The sequence below is a fragment of the Massilia forsythiae genome, from assembly GCF_012849555.1.
In the GTDB taxonomy this organism is placed as follows: domain Bacteria; phylum Pseudomonadota; class Gammaproteobacteria; order Burkholderiales; family Burkholderiaceae_D; genus Telluria; species Telluria forsythiae.
This window is the reverse complement of sequence record NZ_CP051685.1, coordinates 778196-792749: the sequence shown is the minus strand read 5'-3', so window position 1 is coordinate 792749 and position 14554 is coordinate 778196. Positions and strand designations below refer to the sequence as shown.

The 14554-nt window shown below is 66.6% G+C and carries 11 protein-coding genes; 3 read left to right on the top strand and 8 right to left on the bottom strand.

Annotated features, from left to right (window positions below; genetic code table 11):
* Positions 1–10: 10 nt before the first annotated feature.
* The 8 genes from HH212_RS03365 to uraH all read right to left on the bottom strand — a co-directional run bounded on the left by HH212_RS03365 (position 11) and on the right by uraH (position 9294).
* Positions 11–1246 (bottom strand): type II secretion system F family protein, encoded by a 1236-nt coding sequence (locus tag HH212_RS03365; RefSeq protein ID WP_169434089.1) that lies wholly within the window; start codon positions 1244–1246, stop codon positions 11–13.
* A gap of 10 nt (positions 1247–1256) precedes the next feature.
* A complete protein-coding gene (gene pilB / locus HH212_RS03360; protein ID WP_169434088.1) occupies positions 1257–2984 on the bottom strand; it encodes a type IV-A pilus assembly ATPase PilB in 1728 nt (575 codons plus the stop codon).
* A 299-nt stretch (positions 2985–3283) separates the two neighbouring features.
* Positions 3284–3691: a hypothetical protein gene (locus tag HH212_RS03355; RefSeq protein WP_169434087.1), complete on the bottom strand. Its 408-nt coding sequence runs from the start codon at positions 3689–3691 to the stop codon at positions 3284–3286.
* A gap of 11 nt (positions 3692–3702) precedes the next feature.
* A complete protein-coding gene (locus HH212_RS03350) occupies positions 3703–4944 on the bottom strand; it encodes a hypothetical protein (RefSeq protein ID WP_169434086.1) in 1242 nt (413 codons plus the stop codon).
* A 344-nt stretch (positions 4945–5288) separates the two neighbouring features.
* A complete protein-coding gene (locus HH212_RS03345) occupies positions 5289–6872 on the bottom strand; it encodes a methyl-accepting chemotaxis protein (protein WP_169434085.1) in 1584 nt (527 codons plus the stop codon).
* A 72-nt stretch (positions 6873–6944) separates the two neighbouring features.
* Positions 6945–7343, bottom strand: coding sequence for a hypothetical protein (locus HH212_RS03340; protein WP_169434084.1), 399 nt, complete (start codon positions 7341–7343; stop codon positions 6945–6947).
* A gap of 11 nt (positions 7344–7354) precedes the next feature.
* Positions 7355–8599 carry a hypothetical protein gene (locus tag HH212_RS03335; RefSeq protein WP_169434083.1) on the bottom strand — a complete coding sequence of 415 codons (1245 nt, stop codon included), beginning with the start codon at positions 8597–8599 and terminating at the stop codon, positions 7355–7357.
* A 341-nt stretch (positions 8600–8940) separates the two neighbouring features.
* Positions 8941–9294 (bottom strand): hydroxyisourate hydrolase, encoded by a 354-nt coding sequence (uraH, locus tag HH212_RS03330; protein ID WP_169434082.1) that lies wholly within the window; start codon positions 9292–9294, stop codon positions 8941–8943.
* Positions 9295–9417: 123 nt separating this feature from the next.
* Between uraH and puuE the strand changes: the two genes are divergently transcribed.
* The 3 genes from puuE (at position 9418) to xdhB (ending at position 14538) form a co-directional block, all read left to right on the top strand.
* Complete coding sequence (puuE, locus tag HH212_RS03325) at positions 9418–10374, top strand: allantoinase PuuE (RefSeq protein WP_169434081.1); 957 nt, start codon at positions 9418–9420, stop codon at positions 10372–10374.
* Positions 10375–10489: 115 nt separating this feature from the next.
* Positions 10490–11989 (top strand): xanthine dehydrogenase small subunit, encoded by a 1500-nt coding sequence (xdhA, locus tag HH212_RS03320; RefSeq protein ID WP_169434080.1) that lies wholly within the window; start codon positions 10490–10492, stop codon positions 11987–11989.
* Between the two features lie 2 nt (positions 11990–11991).
* Positions 11992–14538: a xanthine dehydrogenase molybdopterin binding subunit gene (gene xdhB / locus HH212_RS03315; protein WP_229217544.1), complete on the top strand. Its 2547-nt coding sequence runs from the start codon at positions 11992–11994 to the stop codon at positions 14536–14538.
* Positions 14539–14554: the final 16 nt, after the last annotated feature.

The window sequence follows — 14554 nt, the reverse complement described above, 5'->3', positions numbered from 1 at the left end:
ACGCGCATTCTCACACCACCGATCCCAATTTAAAGATCGGCAAATACATCGCAATCACCAGCCCGCCGATCAGCACCCCGAGGATCACCATGATCATCGGCTCCATCAGCGACGACAAGGCCGCCACCGCCTCGTCGACTTCCTCTTCATAAAAATCGGCCACCTTGCCCAGCATCCCGTCCAGCGCGCCCGATTCCTCGCCGATCGACACCATCTGCGTCACCATGTTCGGAAATACATTGGCATTCTGCATCGCCACGGTCAGGCTGGTGCCGGTGCTCACTTCGGTCTGGATGCGCCTGGTGGCGTCGACGTAGACCGCGTTGCCGGAGGCGCCGCCGACCGAATCCAGCGCTTCGACCAGCGGCACGCCGGCGGCGAACATGGTGGCCAGGGTACGGGTCCAGCGGGCGATGGTGGCCTTGCGGATCACGCCGCCGAACACCGGCAGGCGCAGCAGCAGGCGGTCCATCGCGGCCTGCATGTTGGGCGAGCGGCGCCAGGCCTGGAAGAAGAAGTACAGGCTGCCGAACAGCGAGCCGAAGATCAGGTACCACCACTTGACGACGAAGTCGGAGATGCCCATCACGATCAGGGTCGGGGCGGGCAGGTCGGCGCCGAAGCTGGTGAACACTTCCTTGAAGGCCGGCACCACCCAGATCATGATCACGGCGGTGACGATGAAGGCGATCGCCAGGATCGAGATCGGGTACATCAGCGCCGACTTGATCTTGGCCTTCAGCGCCAGCGTCTTTTCCTTGTAGATCGCCAGGCGCGTGAGCAGGTCTTCCAGGATGCCGGCCTGTTCGCCGGCGCCCACCAGGTTGCAGAACAGCGGGTCGAAGTACAGCGGGTACTTGCGGAAGGCGTTGTTCAGGCTGGTGCCGGTCTCGATGTCGCCGCGCAGGTCCAGGATCAGCTTCGACATGGACGGGTTCGCATGGCCCTTGCCGACGATGTCGAACGATTGCAGCAGCGGCACGCCGGCCTTCATCATGGTGGCCAGCTGGCGCGTGAACAGCGTCAAGTCCTTGTCGACGATCTTCTTGCCGCTGCGATACGCCTTCTTTTTGACCTTGGTCACCATGATGCCCTGGCGGCGCAGAGTCACGTTGACGATGGTTTCGCCGCCGGCGCGCATTTCGCCGCGCACGATCTTGCCGGTCTTGTCGCGGCCTTCCCAGGCGAACACGTGTTCCTTGACCTGGGCGCCGCCGGCGCGCAGTTGCGCTGAAGTGGTTGCCATGCTTGCCGTCCTATTCGTTGGTGCAGCCGAGGACTTCCTCGAGGCTGGTGAGTCCTTGTTTCACCTTCATCAGGCCGGAGCGACGCAGAGAATTCACGCCTTCCAGCTCGGCCTGGGCGGCGATCTGCATGGCGTTGCCGTGCCCCAGGATCAAGGCTTCGATCGCTTCCGTGATCGGCATGATCTGGTAGATGCCGACGCGGCCCTTGTAGCCGGAACCCAGGCAGCGCTCGCAGCCGATCGGGCCGTACGGCTTCCAGTCGCCTTCCAGGTCGGCGTCGCGGAAACCCGCCGATTTCAATACGTCGCGCCCGACCTCGAGCGGCTGCTTGCAGGTGCACAGGCGGCGCGCCAGGCGCTGCGCCGTGATCAAGATCACGGAGGAGGCGATGTTGAATGGCGCCACGCCCATGTTCATGAGGCGCGTCAGGGTGGACGGGGCGTCGTTGGTGTGCAGCGTCGAGAACACCATGTGGCCGGTCTGGGCCGCCTTGATCGCGATGTCGGCGGTTTCCAGGTCGCGGATCTCGCCCACCATGATGATGTCCGGGTCCTGGCGCAGGAACGCCTTCAGGGCGATCGGAAAGGTCAGTCCCGCCTTTTCGTTGACGTTGACCTGGTTCACGCCGGGCAGGTTGATCTCGGCCGGGTCTTCCGCGGTCGAGATGTTGATGCCGGGTTTGTTCAGCAAATTCAGGCAGCTGTACAGGGACACCGTCTTGCCGGAGCCGGTCGGGCCGGTCACCAGCACCATGCCGTAGGGGCGGGTGATGGCGTCCACCAGCAGCGCCTTCTGGTCGGGGTCGTAGCCGAGCGCGTCGATGCCCATCTGTGCCTGTGTGGCGTCGAGGATACGCATGACGGTCTTTTCGCCGAACAGCGTGGGCAGCGTGCTGACGCGGAAGTCGATGGTGCGGGTCGGCGACAGCACCAGGCGCATGCGGCCGTCCTGCGGCACGCGCTTTTCCGAGATGTCCAGTTTGGCCAGCACCTTGATGCGCGAGACCAGCTTGTCGCGGATCGCCAGCGGCGGCGCCATGTGGTCGCGCAGCACGCCGTCCACGCGCAGGCGGATGCGGTACTGCTTTTCGTAGGGTTCGAAGTGCAGGTCGGATGCGCCCAGCGTGATCGCGTCCATCAGCACCTTGTTCAGGAAGCGCACGATGGGCGCGTCCTCGACTTCGGACACCGGCGCTTCCGCTGCCGCGGCCTGCGATTCCTCTTCGGCGAATTCGATGTCGCCTTCCTCGCCCACCAGGTCGTTCAGGCTCTGGTCGCCGCTCTTGGCCAGGCTGGCCAGCAGCGCCTGCAGCACGTCGTGGGCGACGATCACCGGCTCGACCGAGGCTTCGCTCTGGAACTTGATCTGGTCGAGGGCCTGGGAATTGGTCGGGTCGGACAGCGCCACCGACATCTTGTTGCCGCGCTTGGACAGCGGCACCACGCGCAGCGTCTGCATCAGCTTGGCGTCGATGGCGTTGGCGGGCAGCATCTCCGGGCTGAAGGCGGACAGGTCGAGCAGCGGGTAGCCGAAGGTCTCGGCGCAGAACAGCGCCAGGTTGCGCGCATCGATCGCGCCCGAGCCGAGCAGGGCGTCGATGAAGCCGACCTTGTCGTTGGCCGCCTTCTTTTGCAGGGTGTCCGCCTGCGGCATGCCGAGCTTGCCGGACTGGACCAGGGCGCGCGCCAACCCGGGCAGCATGCTGCCAGTGGTGGTGGTGGGAAGGACTGCGGCCATAAGTCAGGAACGGAAGGAGGACGACAGGCAGGGCATGGCAAGCGCTGTGGGAAGCGGCCCCGGCGGATGCTTTGGATGATGCCCGTGGGCACTAAATTTGTAAAGAGATTGTCGTAAGGAAAGAGGTATACATACCACGTAGACAGAATGGCATGCGCTACGGCATGGGCGTGAATGCAAGGACATGGCGCTCCCGATGGCGGTGTGAGGGATGCCGGGCCATGCTGGGGCTGCCGGCGCCCGGTTGGACAGCGACCGGGCGCGACAGTTCCGGATCCCGACCGGGATCCGGTGGTGGATTACTGGGCGGTGTACAGCACCTTCACCGAACCGTCGACCGCACCCTTGTCGATATAGCCGATGGCTTTCGGATCGGCGGCGACGGCCTTCTTGACGGCGGCGCTGTCGGCGACTTCCTTCGGCATCGTGGCCTTGCCGGTGAACACCAGCTTGGACCACAGCGATTTCACCTGCGCGCTGTCCTTGTCGGTCACTTTTTTGTAGAACTCGGAACGGATGGCGGCGCTCTCCGGCTGGTCGACCGGGGTCATGGCGCTGGATTTGCCGAGGAAGAACTGGGCGACCTGGTCCTTGCTCATGCTGCTCTCGGCGGCCTTCGGGTTGCCCACGACCACGACTTCGGCCATTGCCGGCACGGCCAGGGCAAACGCAGTGGCAGCGAGCGTGGCGTTGATCAGTTGTTTCATATGGGCTCTCCTCAGAATACGAAGTCGACGGCGACGGCGCCGACGGTGACCGGGCCATGGAAGCCCGGCGCGGTGTGCACGAACAGGCCGCTGCCTTGCGGCCTGATGCGGTCGACCTGGAACTTGACGTCGACCGAGCTGGCCACGTCCCAGCGCAGGCCGATGCTGTCGGTGGTCTGGGCCTTGCCGTTGTCGCCGTTGCGCAAGCCTTCCACGACGGCGTTCAAGGCGCGCACGGTCGGGGTGCAGGCCGCCGGATAGCCGGCTGGGCAGGACGTCGGGATGGTGTTGGCGAAGTCGGCCTTGACCGTCAGCCTGGCGTGGGTGTAGTAGGGCAGGAACTTGCCGATGCGGTAGCCCCCCATCACGTACCAGGCGTCGGTGGCGCCGGAGTTGGTGGCCAGCTTGCGCTTGGCGTATTCGCTCTGCAGCACGATGTCGTGCCAGTCCATGCCGGCGCCGACCGAGGTGAAGGTGCCTTTCTTGTCGCGGCTTTCGATCAGGCGCGCCATGTCGTTGATCTGGCCGATGCGCAGCGCGGTGCCGGCCTTGTCCAGCGTGGCGATCAGGGTGTTCAGCTGCGCCGAATCGGCCACCGTCACCTTGGATTCGGTACGGCCGAAGCGCAGCGTGAACGGGCCGTGTTCGGCGCTCAGGTTGATCGCACGTACGTTCTTGGCATCCACGTGGGCGCCGCCGGTGACTTCGGTCTTGCTGCGGCCCAGCGCCACCTGCGCGGTGAAGGTGGTGTCGGCATACGCCGTCTGCCAGGTCAGGTCGACGCCGTCGACGCTGTTGAGCGGCACCAGCGAATACACTTCCGACGGCGGACGCAGGAAGGTGTTGGCATAGCCGACGTTGCGGTAGTCGGAAATCATAAAGGCGGGCAAGCCGACGCGGCCGGCGCGCACGCTCAGGTTGTCCGAGATTTTCGCCTTGGCGAAGGCCCAGGTCAGTTCGGCGCCGTAGTCGTCGGTGGCGTCCTTGCGCACCAGGCCCTGGCCGGTGACGGACAGCCAGTCGTTGACGCGGTAGTCGGCCTGCAGGCCGAGGTTGGAATCGACGCCGGTGCGCGGGTCCTTCTTGACGCCGCTGACCTGGTTGGGACGGGCGAATTCGGCCTGGTCGGTATCGCCCCAGGTGAGGGCGCCGGTGCCGAAGCCGCTGATGCGCAGCGCGGAAGTGTCCTGGGCATAGGCGCTGGACATGGCCAGCGGCAGGGCGAGCACTGCCGCGGTAAGGATGTTGTTCATGGATACGGTGGGTCGGGTTATTGCGTTGAGGTGATGAGAGACGAGTGAAACAGTGCTGCCCAGTCGTTGAAGGCACACTGTTATTTGCTGAAAATGATTGTAATTTGAGACAAATTGTTTCCACAAGGAAAATGCGTGAATATTCACATTTCCTAGTGGAAATTATCAATTTTGTTGTGCCGTATATACAGCCAGCATGTCCAGGGACTGGCGCTGCCACCGTTTCCCAGCCTGGAAGACGGCTGGACGCCGCGCCGCATTTCCAGCATTGTCCGCACCAATGAAAAAGGGCCGGAACCGCCTTCGCGGTCCCGGCCCTGCGGCAGGACGCCGGCGGCGCCGCTTCAGCCGGCCAGTGCCAGCGGCGCCGGACGCGCGCTGTGTGTACCTTGCATGGCCGGGCGGCCGCCCGCGTCGGCCAGCTTGAACACGGCCAGCGCGCCCGACAACTGGCCGGTCTGGTCGGTCAGCGATTCGGCCGCGGCCGAGGCTTGCTCGACCAGCGCGGAATTCTGCTGCGTCATCTGGTCCATGTCGTCGATGGCGCGGCCGATCTGTTCGATGCCTTCGGTCTGGCGCTGGCCGGCTTCGCTGATCTCGGCCATGATGTCGTGCACCTTGCGCACCGAGGCCACGATCTGCTCCATGGTCACGCCGGCCTGGTCGACCAGCGCCGAGCCGGCGTTGACCTTGGCCACCGAGTCGCCGATCAGTTCCTTGATTTCCTTGGCGGCGGCGGCGCTGCGCTGGGCCAGGTTGCGTACCTCGCCGGCCACGACCGCGAAGCCGCGCCCCTGCTCGCCGGCGCGCGCCGCTTCCACCGCCGCGTTCAATGCCAGGATGTTGGTCTGGAAGGCGATGCCGTCGATCACCGAGATGATCTCGACGATCTTGCCGGCCGAAGAATTGATGGCGCCCATGGTCTGCACCACGTTGCCGACCACTTCGCCGCCGCGGGTGGCGATATCGCTGGCCGACACCACCAGCTGGTTGGCCTGGTTGGCGTTGGCGGCGTTGGCGCGCACGGTGTCGGTGAGCGATTCCATGGCGCGCGTGGTGTTTTCCAGGCGTCCGGCCTGCGACTCCGTGCGGCTGGCCAGGTCGGCGTTGCCGCTGGCGATCTCGGCGCTGGCCACGGCGATGGTCTCGGCCGAGGTCTTGATGCCGGATACCATGTTGGCCAGGCGCGCGCGCATGTCCTGCAGCGCGGCCAGCAGGCTGTGCTGGTCGCCGGCCTCCAGGCGGATTTCCATCGACAGGTCGCCGGCGGCCACCGCGCGGGTGATGTCGCGCGCATACTTCGGCTCGCCGCCCAATTGCTGCCAGATGGTGCGCACCACGAACCAGGACACGGCGACCATGGTCAGGATCACGACCAGGGCGGTGGCGATGGTGGTGACCAGCACGCGGCGCACGCTCGATTCGCTGTTGGCGATACCGCTGGCAAATTTCTGCTGCGCCTGTGCGGCAAATGCCGCCACGTCCTTGTTCAGCACGCCCAGCGCGCCCTGCATGCGCGTCACCGTGGCCTGCGGATCGCCTTGCTCCATGTCGAGCATGATCTTGGCGGCGGATACCGCCGGCGCCAGGTAATCCTCGAATTCCTTCGACAGGCGCTTGCCGGTGTCTTCCATGCCGGCGATCCTGACCACCTTGGCCAGGCGCGCGCGCACCCGGTTGGCTTGTTCGTTCACCTGGCCGATACGTGCCTTGTCGCCTTCGCTGACCGCGTCGCGCAAGCCGTCGGTGACGCTCTGGATCTCGGCCGTCAGCGCCTTGGAGGCATCCAGCAGCGGGAAATCGGTGCTTTCGGTGGTGTGGATCGAATCCAGCGCACGGCTGGCGAAACTGGTGCTGACGGCGACGCCGAGGCCGAAGATGACGGCCGAAATGACCGGTAGTGCCCAGATCCTGCGCTTGATGCTCATATGTTGACGACTCCTGGAGAATGCGAAAAAATGCCGGTCCGTCCGCGCACGGGACAGGCCGGCATCCGTCGTTTACGGCGCGGTATACAAAACCTTGACCGTGCCGTCGACCGCGGCCTTGTCGATGTAGCCGATCGCCTTCGGATCGGCGGCCACCGCCTTCTTGACGGCAGCGCTGTCCGCGGCTTCCTTCGGCATCGTCGCCTTGCCGGTGAAGACCAGCTTGGACCACAGCGCCTTCACCTGGGACGCATCCTTGTCGGTGACCTTCTTGTAGAACTCGGCGCGGATCGGCGCACCCTCGGCCTGGTCGACCGGGGTCATGGCGCTCGATTTACCGAGGAAGAACTGGGCGACCTGGTCCTTTGTCATGCTGGCCTCGGCAGCCTTGGGATTGGCCACCACCACCACTTCGGCCATGGCCGGCGCGGCCAGCGCGCAGGCGATCACTGCAATCATCAGTCGGTTCATGCCAGGCTCCTTCAAAACACGAAGTCGAGGGACACCGCGCCCACCGTCACCGGGCCGCGGAAGCCCGGTTGCGGCGCGATCAAGAGGCCGGTGCCGTTCTGCGGACGCACGCGGTCGACCTGCGCCTTCAGCGCCACCGAGCGGTAGAAGTCCCAGCGCACGCCGATGCTGTCGGTTTCCTGCTCGCCCTGGCCGACGCCGCTGACCTTCAGGCGGTTGACGCCGTTCGACAGCGCCGCCAGGGTAGGGGCGCAAGCCGCCGGATAGCCGGCCGGGCAGGCGCCCGGCACGGTGTTGGCGACGGCGCTGTCGATCTTCAGCGACGAGTGCAGGTAGTAGGGCAGGAACTTGCCGACGCGGTAGCCGGCCATCGCGTACCACGAGGTGGTGTCGTTGGCATAGCCGTCGATCTTGCGCTTGGCGTATTCGGACTGGACGATGATGTCGTTCCAGTCGAGGCCGATGCCGGCCGAGGTGAACGACGCTTTTTTCCTGTGCAGTTGCAGGTCGTCGGCCAGCTGGTTCAACTGGGCGAAACGGTAGCCGCTGCCGGCAGCGCGCAAGCCGTTCAGCAGGCCGTTGACGGTGGTCGAATTGTCGATGCTGATCTTGGTGTCGGCACGGCCGATACGCATGGTCAGCGGGCCGTGTTCCGCCACCAGGTTGAGGACGGTGACGTTGTCGCCTTTCATGGTCAGGCCGCCGGCCAGGTCGGCCTTCGAGCGTCCCACGCCCAGCTGGGCGGTCAGGTTGGTGTCGCCGTAGGCGTGCTGCCAGGTACCGTCCACGCCGTCCAGGTGGTTGAACACCACCTGCGAATACATCTCGGTGGGCGGACGCAGGAAAGTATTGGCGTAGCCGACGTTGCGGTAGTCGGAGATCATGAAGATCGGCAGGCCCATGCGGCCGACGCGCACGCTGAACTCGTCGGACAGCTTGGCCTTGGCGAAGGCCAGGGTCAGCTCGGCGCCGAAGTCGTCCTCGGCATCCTTGCGCACCAGGCCCTGGGCGGTGGCCGACAGCCAGCTGTTGAGCGGCGCATCGGCCTGCAGGCCGAGGTTCGAATCGACGCCGGTGGTGACGTGCTTGTCGGCGCCGCTGGCCTGGTTGGGGCGGCCGAATTCGGCGCGGTCGGTATTGGTCCAGGTGAGGGCGCCGCTGCCGAAGCCGCTGATGCGCACGGCGTTGTCCTGCGCATGGACGGCAGGGACGGCAAGGGGCAAGGCGAGCAAGCTCGCGATAACACGCTTTTTCATAGGGATACTCGAGAAAATATAGATCAGGGTTACGCAAGGCCTGTTGCGCAGGACACGCCAAATGGCAGGCCAAACAACAGATTTATCGAAAATGATTGTATCCCTGCGGCAATTTTTGCTGCAAGAAAAACGTAACCTTGATTCACAGCAATACGAACGACCAAAACAAACTGTTGTAGGCTCCCTACATAGTTTCAATCGTGATATTGAACAATTTGACGATCGGCGCTATCGCCGGGCAGCGGCAATGGGCCGTATGCTGGAAAGCGATGCGATGCGATGCGATGCGATGCGAGGGGAAGGATGGGCACGGGCGCCGCGCGGCGCCCGCGATTGCCGGCTCAGCTGCCGCGGTAGGTCGAATACGACCACGGCGTCACCACCAGCGGCACGTGGTAGTTCTGGGAAGCGTCGGCCACGCCGAAGGCGATCGTGACGCGGTCGACGAAGCGCGGCTCCGGCAACGGGATGCCGTGCGCCGCAAAATAATCGCCGGCGGCGAATACCAGTTCGTAGCGCCCGGCGCGCAGGGCATCGCCTTCCAGCAGCGGGCCGTCGCAGCGGCCGTCGGCGTTGGTGACGGCGCGCTTGAGCAAAGTGCGGCCGGCGTCGCCGGCTTCGTACAATTCCACCGCCACGCCGGCGGCGGGCCTGCCTTGCGCCGTGTCGAGCACGTGGGTGCTGAGTTTTCCCATCCCGAGTTTCTCCTGTCGATTATGGCCATATGGCGGCACTGACATGCCGTATGCCGTCGATGATATACCGGTGTGCTTTTTGCAATATAAGATGGCGGATATACCCGACCCGAGCCGAGGCCCATGAACGACAGCATCCAGCACTATCCGCGCGACCTGACCGGCTACGGCCGCAATCCGCCCCATCCGCAATGGCCGGGCGAGGCGCGCATCGCCCTGCAGTTCGTGCTCAACTACGAGGAGGGCGCCGAGAACAGCGTGCTGCACGGCGACCCGGCCTCGGAAACCTTTTTGTCGGAGATCATCGGCGCCCAGGCCTTTTCGATGCGCCACATGAGCATGGAATCGCTGTACGAGTACGGCTCGCGCGCCGGGCTGTGGCGCATCCTGCGCCTGTTCGAGGAACGCAAGCTGCCGCTGACGGTGTTCGGGGTGGCGATGGCGCTCCAGCGCCATCCGGAAGCGGCGGCGGCATGCCGCGAGCTGGGCCACGAGATCGCCTGCCACGGCCTGCGCTGGATCTCGTACCAGCACGTCGACGAAGCCACCGAGCGCGCCCACATGCGCGAGGCGGTCGCCATCCTGCGCGAACTGACCGGGGAAGCGCCGCAGGGCTGGTACACCGGACGCGATTCGCCGAACACGCGCCGGCTGGTGGTCGAGCACGGCGGCTTCGACTACGACAGCGATTACTATGGCGACGACCTGCCGTTCTGGACCCGGATCGAGATCGCAGGAGAAGACGGCGCGCCGCTGGCGAAGCCGCACCTGGTGGTGCCGTACACGCTGGACACCAACGACATGCGCTTCGCCGCCATGCAGGGCTTCAATTCCGGTACCCAGTTCTTCGATTATCTGAAAGATGCCTTCGACGTGCTGTACGCCGAGGGCGACCCGAACGGCCTGAACCAGCCGAAGATGCTGTCGATCGGCCTGCATTGCCGCCTGGCCGGGCGGCCGGCGCGGGCGGCCTCGCTGGCGCGCTTCCTGGATTATGTGCAGCGCCACAACCATGTTTGGATCACGCGCCGCATCGACATCGCGCGCCACTGGCGGGCGGTGCACCCCTTCGTCGGCTAGCGCCGGCGGCGTTCATCGATATACGAATTGACTGATATGTAAAATCATTTTTTTCTGATATCCATAATTTGCGCCCGATGCTACTCTTGCGGGTTGGTTTACATCCGAGGCAAGCATGTCCACACCGATCCGTTTCCTGTTCCGCGGCGCCGTCCAAGAAGTGAGCGGGGTGGCGCCGACGCAGACCATCCTGCAGCACCTGCGCGAGGACCGCCATTGCACCGGCACCAAGGAAGGCTGCGCCGAAGGCGATTGCGGCGCCTGCACGGTGGTGATCGGCGCGCTGGAAGGCGACGACCTGCAGCTGAAGGCGGTGAACGCCTGCATCCAGTTCACGCCGACGCTGGACGGCAAGGCCCTGTTCACGGTGGAAGACCTGCAGCAGGCCGGCGGCGCACTGCATCCGGTGCAGCAGGCGCTGGTGGAGTGCCACGGTTCGCAATGCGGCTTCTGCACGCCGGGCTTCGCCATGTCGCTGTGGGGCATGTACCTGAAACAGGCGCCGGACGCGGGCGCGCCGAGCCGCTGCCAGGTCGACGACGCCCTGTCCGGCAACCTGTGCCGCTGCACCGGCTACCGCCCGATCATCGACGCCGCCCGCCGCATGACCGAACTGCCGCGCGTGGCATTCGACCGCGCCGCGCTGGCGGACCAGTTGCGCGCGCTGCGGCGCGACGGCGGGTCGGTGTACAGCCACGCCGGCCGCGCCTTCCATGCGCCGCGCACGCTGGACGAGCTGGCGGCGGCGCGTGCGGCCAATCCGGACGCGGTGCTGGTGGCCGGTTCCACCGACGTCGGCCTGTGGGTCACCAAGCAGTTGCGCGAACTCGGCGACATCATCTACCTCGGCCAGGTGGACGAGCTCAGGCAGGTGCGCGAACGGGAAGGCGACATCGAGATCGGCGCCGGCGTGTCGCTGGAAGACGCCTACGCCGCCGTGTGCCGCCACTACCCGAACGAACTGGGCGAACTGCGCCAGCGCTTCGCTTCTCTGCCGATCCGCAATGCCGGCACGCTCGGCGGCAACGTCGCCAACGGCTCGCCGATCGGCGACTCGATGCCGTGGCTGATCGCGCTGGGCAGCATGCTGGTGCTGCGCGGCCCGGACGGCGAACGCAGCATGCCGCTCGAGGATTTCTACCTCGGCTACCAGCACAAGGCCTGGCTGCCGGGTGAGTTCGTGCAGGCGCTGCGGGTGCCGCTGCCGCAGGCCGGCACGGCGTTCCGTGTCTATAAACTGGCCAAGCGCTTCGACCAGGACATCTCGGCCGTGTGCGCCGCCTTTGCGCTGCAGCTGGACGACGGCGGTACGGTGCGCGCGGCGCGCATCGCCTTCGGCGGCATGGCGGCCACGCCGAAGCGCGCCCTCGGGGCGGAAAGCGCGCTGCGCGGCCGCGCCTGGGACGAAGCCGCCCTGCGCGACGCCATGGCGGCGCTGGCCGGCGACTACACGCCGCTGTCGGACATGCGCGCCTCCAGTACCTACCGCATGCGCGCGGCGCAGAACCTGCTGCGCCGCTTCTGGCTCGAGACCCGCATCGACGATCCGCTGCCGCCGCAGTCGGTGAACGCGTTCGCCGCCGGCCGCGGCGCCGCGCATGTGGAAGGAGCATGAGCATGAACGACGCAGGCGTCCCCGTTTCCACCCTCCAGCCGGCCCCCGGCGCCGGCAGCGGACCGGATGTCGACAGCGCGCGCGATCCCTTGCCGGACCCGGTACGCGAACCGGTCGCCGAGCCGGTGCCGGGCAGCGCGCCGGCCGTGACGGCCGAGGCGCCGGCAGCGCCGCAAGCCGATACCGCGCCGGCGGCGCCGCGAGCCGATGCCGCGCCTGCGCCCGCCGCCGCGCCCTGGGCCGCGGTCGGCAAGCCGGCGCCGCACGAATCGGCGCGCCTGCACGTGCTCGGCCAGGCCGACTACACCGACGACATCGCCGAGGTGCGCGGCACCCTGCACGCGGCGCTGGGCCTGTCCGCCAGGGCGCATGCGCGCATCCTCGCCATCGACCTGTCGCGCGTGCGCGCCAGCCGCGGCGTGACGGCGGTGTACACGGCCAGCGACATCCCCGGCACCAACGATTGCGGCCCGATCATCCACGACGATCCGATCCTGGCCGACGGCCTGGTGCAGTACGTCGGCCAGCCGGTCTTCATCGTGGTGGCGGACAGCCACGACAACGCGCGCCGCGCCGCGCGCCTGGCCGAGGTCGACTACGAAGAACTGCCGGCGATCCTGACGCCGCAGGCGGCGCGCGCCGCGCAGTCGTACGTGCTGCCGCCGATGCGCCTGCAGCGCGGCGATGCCCAGGCCGCCTTCGAGCGCGCCCCGCACCGCGTCAAGGGCGAACTGTATGTCGGCGGCCAGGAACAGTTTTACCTGGAAGGGCAGATCGCCTACGCCATCCCGCAGGAAAACCAGGGCATGCTGGTGCAATGCTCGACCCAGCACCCGAGCGAGATGCAGCACGTGGTGGCGCACGCGCTCGGCCTGCATTCGCACCACGTGACGGTCGAGTGCCGGCGCATGGGCGGCGGCTTCGGCGGCAAGGAATCGCAATCGGCGCTGTGGTCCGCCGCCGCCGCGGTGGCGGCCAGCCTGCTGCGCCGTCCGGTCAAGCTGCGCGCCGACCGCGACGACGACATGCTGGTCACCGGCAAGCGCCATTGCTTCCATTACGAGTACGAGGTCGGCCACGACGACGACGGCCGCATCGTCGCGGCGCGCGTCGACATGGTGTCGCGCGCCGGCTATTCGGCCGACCTGTCCGGCCCGGTGGCCACGCGCGCGGTCTGCCACTTCGACAACGCCTATTACCTCTCCGACGTCGATATCCGCGCCGCCTGCGGCAAGACCAACACGCAGTCGAACACCGCCTTCCGCGGCTTCGGCGGGCCGCAGGGCGCGATCGCGATGGAATACGTGCTCGACGAGATCGCGCGCAATCTGGGACGCGACGCGCTCGACGTGCGCAAGCTGAACTTCTACGGCCGCAAGGGGGAAGGGCGCGATGTCACGCCCTACGGCCAGGTCATCGTCGACAACGTCATCCACGAACTGGTGGACGAGCTGGAAGCCGGCAGCGACTACCGCGCCTGCCGCGCCGCCATCGAGGCCTACAACCGCGCCAGCCCGGTGCTCAAGAAGGGCCTGGCGCTCACGCCCGTGAAATTCGGCATCGCCTTCAACGTCACCCACCTGAACCAGGCCGGCGCGCTGGTGCACGTCTACGTGGACGGCTCGATCCTGGTGAACCACGGCGGCACCGAGATGGGGCAGGGCGTCAACACCAAGATCATGCAGGTGGTGGCGCACGAACTGGGCGTGGACCTGGCGCGCGTGCGCGTCACGGCGACCCGCACCGACAAGGTGGCGAATACCTCGGCCACGGCGGCTTCCACCGGCGCCGACCTGAACGGCAAGGCGGCGCAGGATGCGGCGTATCAGATCCGCCAGCGCCTGGCGGCATTCGCCGCGCGCCAGTACGGCGGCGACCCGGACGGCGTGCGCTTCGCGGCGGACACGGTGTCCGTCGCTGGCCACGAGATTCCGTTCGGTGACCTGGTCGCCAAGGCCTATCTGGCGCGCGTGCAGCTGTGGTCGGACGGCTTCTATGCCACGCCGGGCCTGTCGTGGGACCCGAAGACCATGACCGGCAATCCGTTTTCCTACTTCGCCTACGGCGCGGCGGTGGCGGAGGTGGTGGTCGACACCCTCACCGGCGAATGGAAGCTGACCCGCGCCGATGCGCTGTACGACGCCGGCCGCTCGCTCAATCCCGCCCTCGATATCGGCCAGGTCGAAGGCGCCTTCATCCAGGGCATGGGCTGGCTGACCACCGAGGAACTGCGCTGGAACGGCGCCGGCAAGCTGACCACGCACGCGCCGTCGACCTACAAGATCCCGGGCGTGTCGGACTGCCCCGAGGATTTCCGCGTGCGCCTGTTCGACAACGCCAACGTCGAGGATTCGATCCACCGTTCCAAGGCGGTGGGCGAGCCGCCGCTGCTGCTGCCGTTCTCGGTGTTCTTCGCGATCCGCGATGCCATTTCCAGCGTCGGCGGGCACCGCGTCGATCCGCCCCTGCAGGCGCCGGCCACCTGCGAAGCCATCCTGGATGCGGTGGCGGCGGTGCAAGCCGCCGGCGCGCCGGTGCGGGCCGCCTGAGCATGGAGGCTTGAGC

Excerpts from the sequence above, each read along its gene's own strand:
- pilB (WP_169434088.1), bottom strand. The coding sequence starts at position 2,984 with ATGGCCGCAGTCCTTCCCACCACCACCACTGGCAGCATGCTGCCCGGG.
- uraH (WP_169434082.1), bottom strand. The coding sequence starts at position 9,294 with ATGGGAAAACTCAGCACCCACGTGCTCGACACGGCGCAAGGCAGGCCC.
- HH212_RS03335 (WP_169434083.1), bottom strand. The coding sequence starts at position 8,599 with ATGAAAAAGCGTGTTATCGCGAGCTTGCTCGCCTTGCCCCTTGCCGTC.
- HH212_RS03365 (WP_169434089.1), bottom strand. The coding sequence starts at position 1,246 with ATGGCAACCACTTCAGCGCAACTGCGCGCCGGCGGCGCCCAGGTCAAG.
- HH212_RS03350 (WP_169434086.1), bottom strand. The coding sequence starts at position 4,944 with ATGAACAACATCCTTACCGCGGCAGTGCTCGCCCTGCCGCTGGCCATG.
- puuE (WP_169434081.1), top strand. The coding sequence starts at position 9,418 with ATGAACGACAGCATCCAGCACTATCCGCGCGACCTGACCGGCTACGGC.
- xdhB (WP_229217544.1), top strand. The coding sequence starts at position 11,992 with ATGAACGACGCAGGCGTCCCCGTTTCCACCCTCCAGCCGGCCCCCGGC.
- xdhA (WP_169434080.1), top strand. The coding sequence starts at position 10,490 with ATGTCCACACCGATCCGTTTCCTGTTCCGCGGCGCCGTCCAAGAAGTG.
- HH212_RS03345 (WP_169434085.1), bottom strand. The coding sequence starts at position 6,872 with ATGAGCATCAAGCGCAGGATCTGGGCACTACCGGTCATTTCGGCCGTC.
- HH212_RS03355 (WP_169434087.1), bottom strand. The coding sequence starts at position 3,691 with ATGAAACAACTGATCAACGCCACGCTCGCTGCCACTGCGTTTGCCCTG.
- HH212_RS03340 (WP_169434084.1), bottom strand. The coding sequence starts at position 7,343 with ATGAACCGACTGATGATTGCAGTGATCGCCTGCGCGCTGGCCGCGCCG.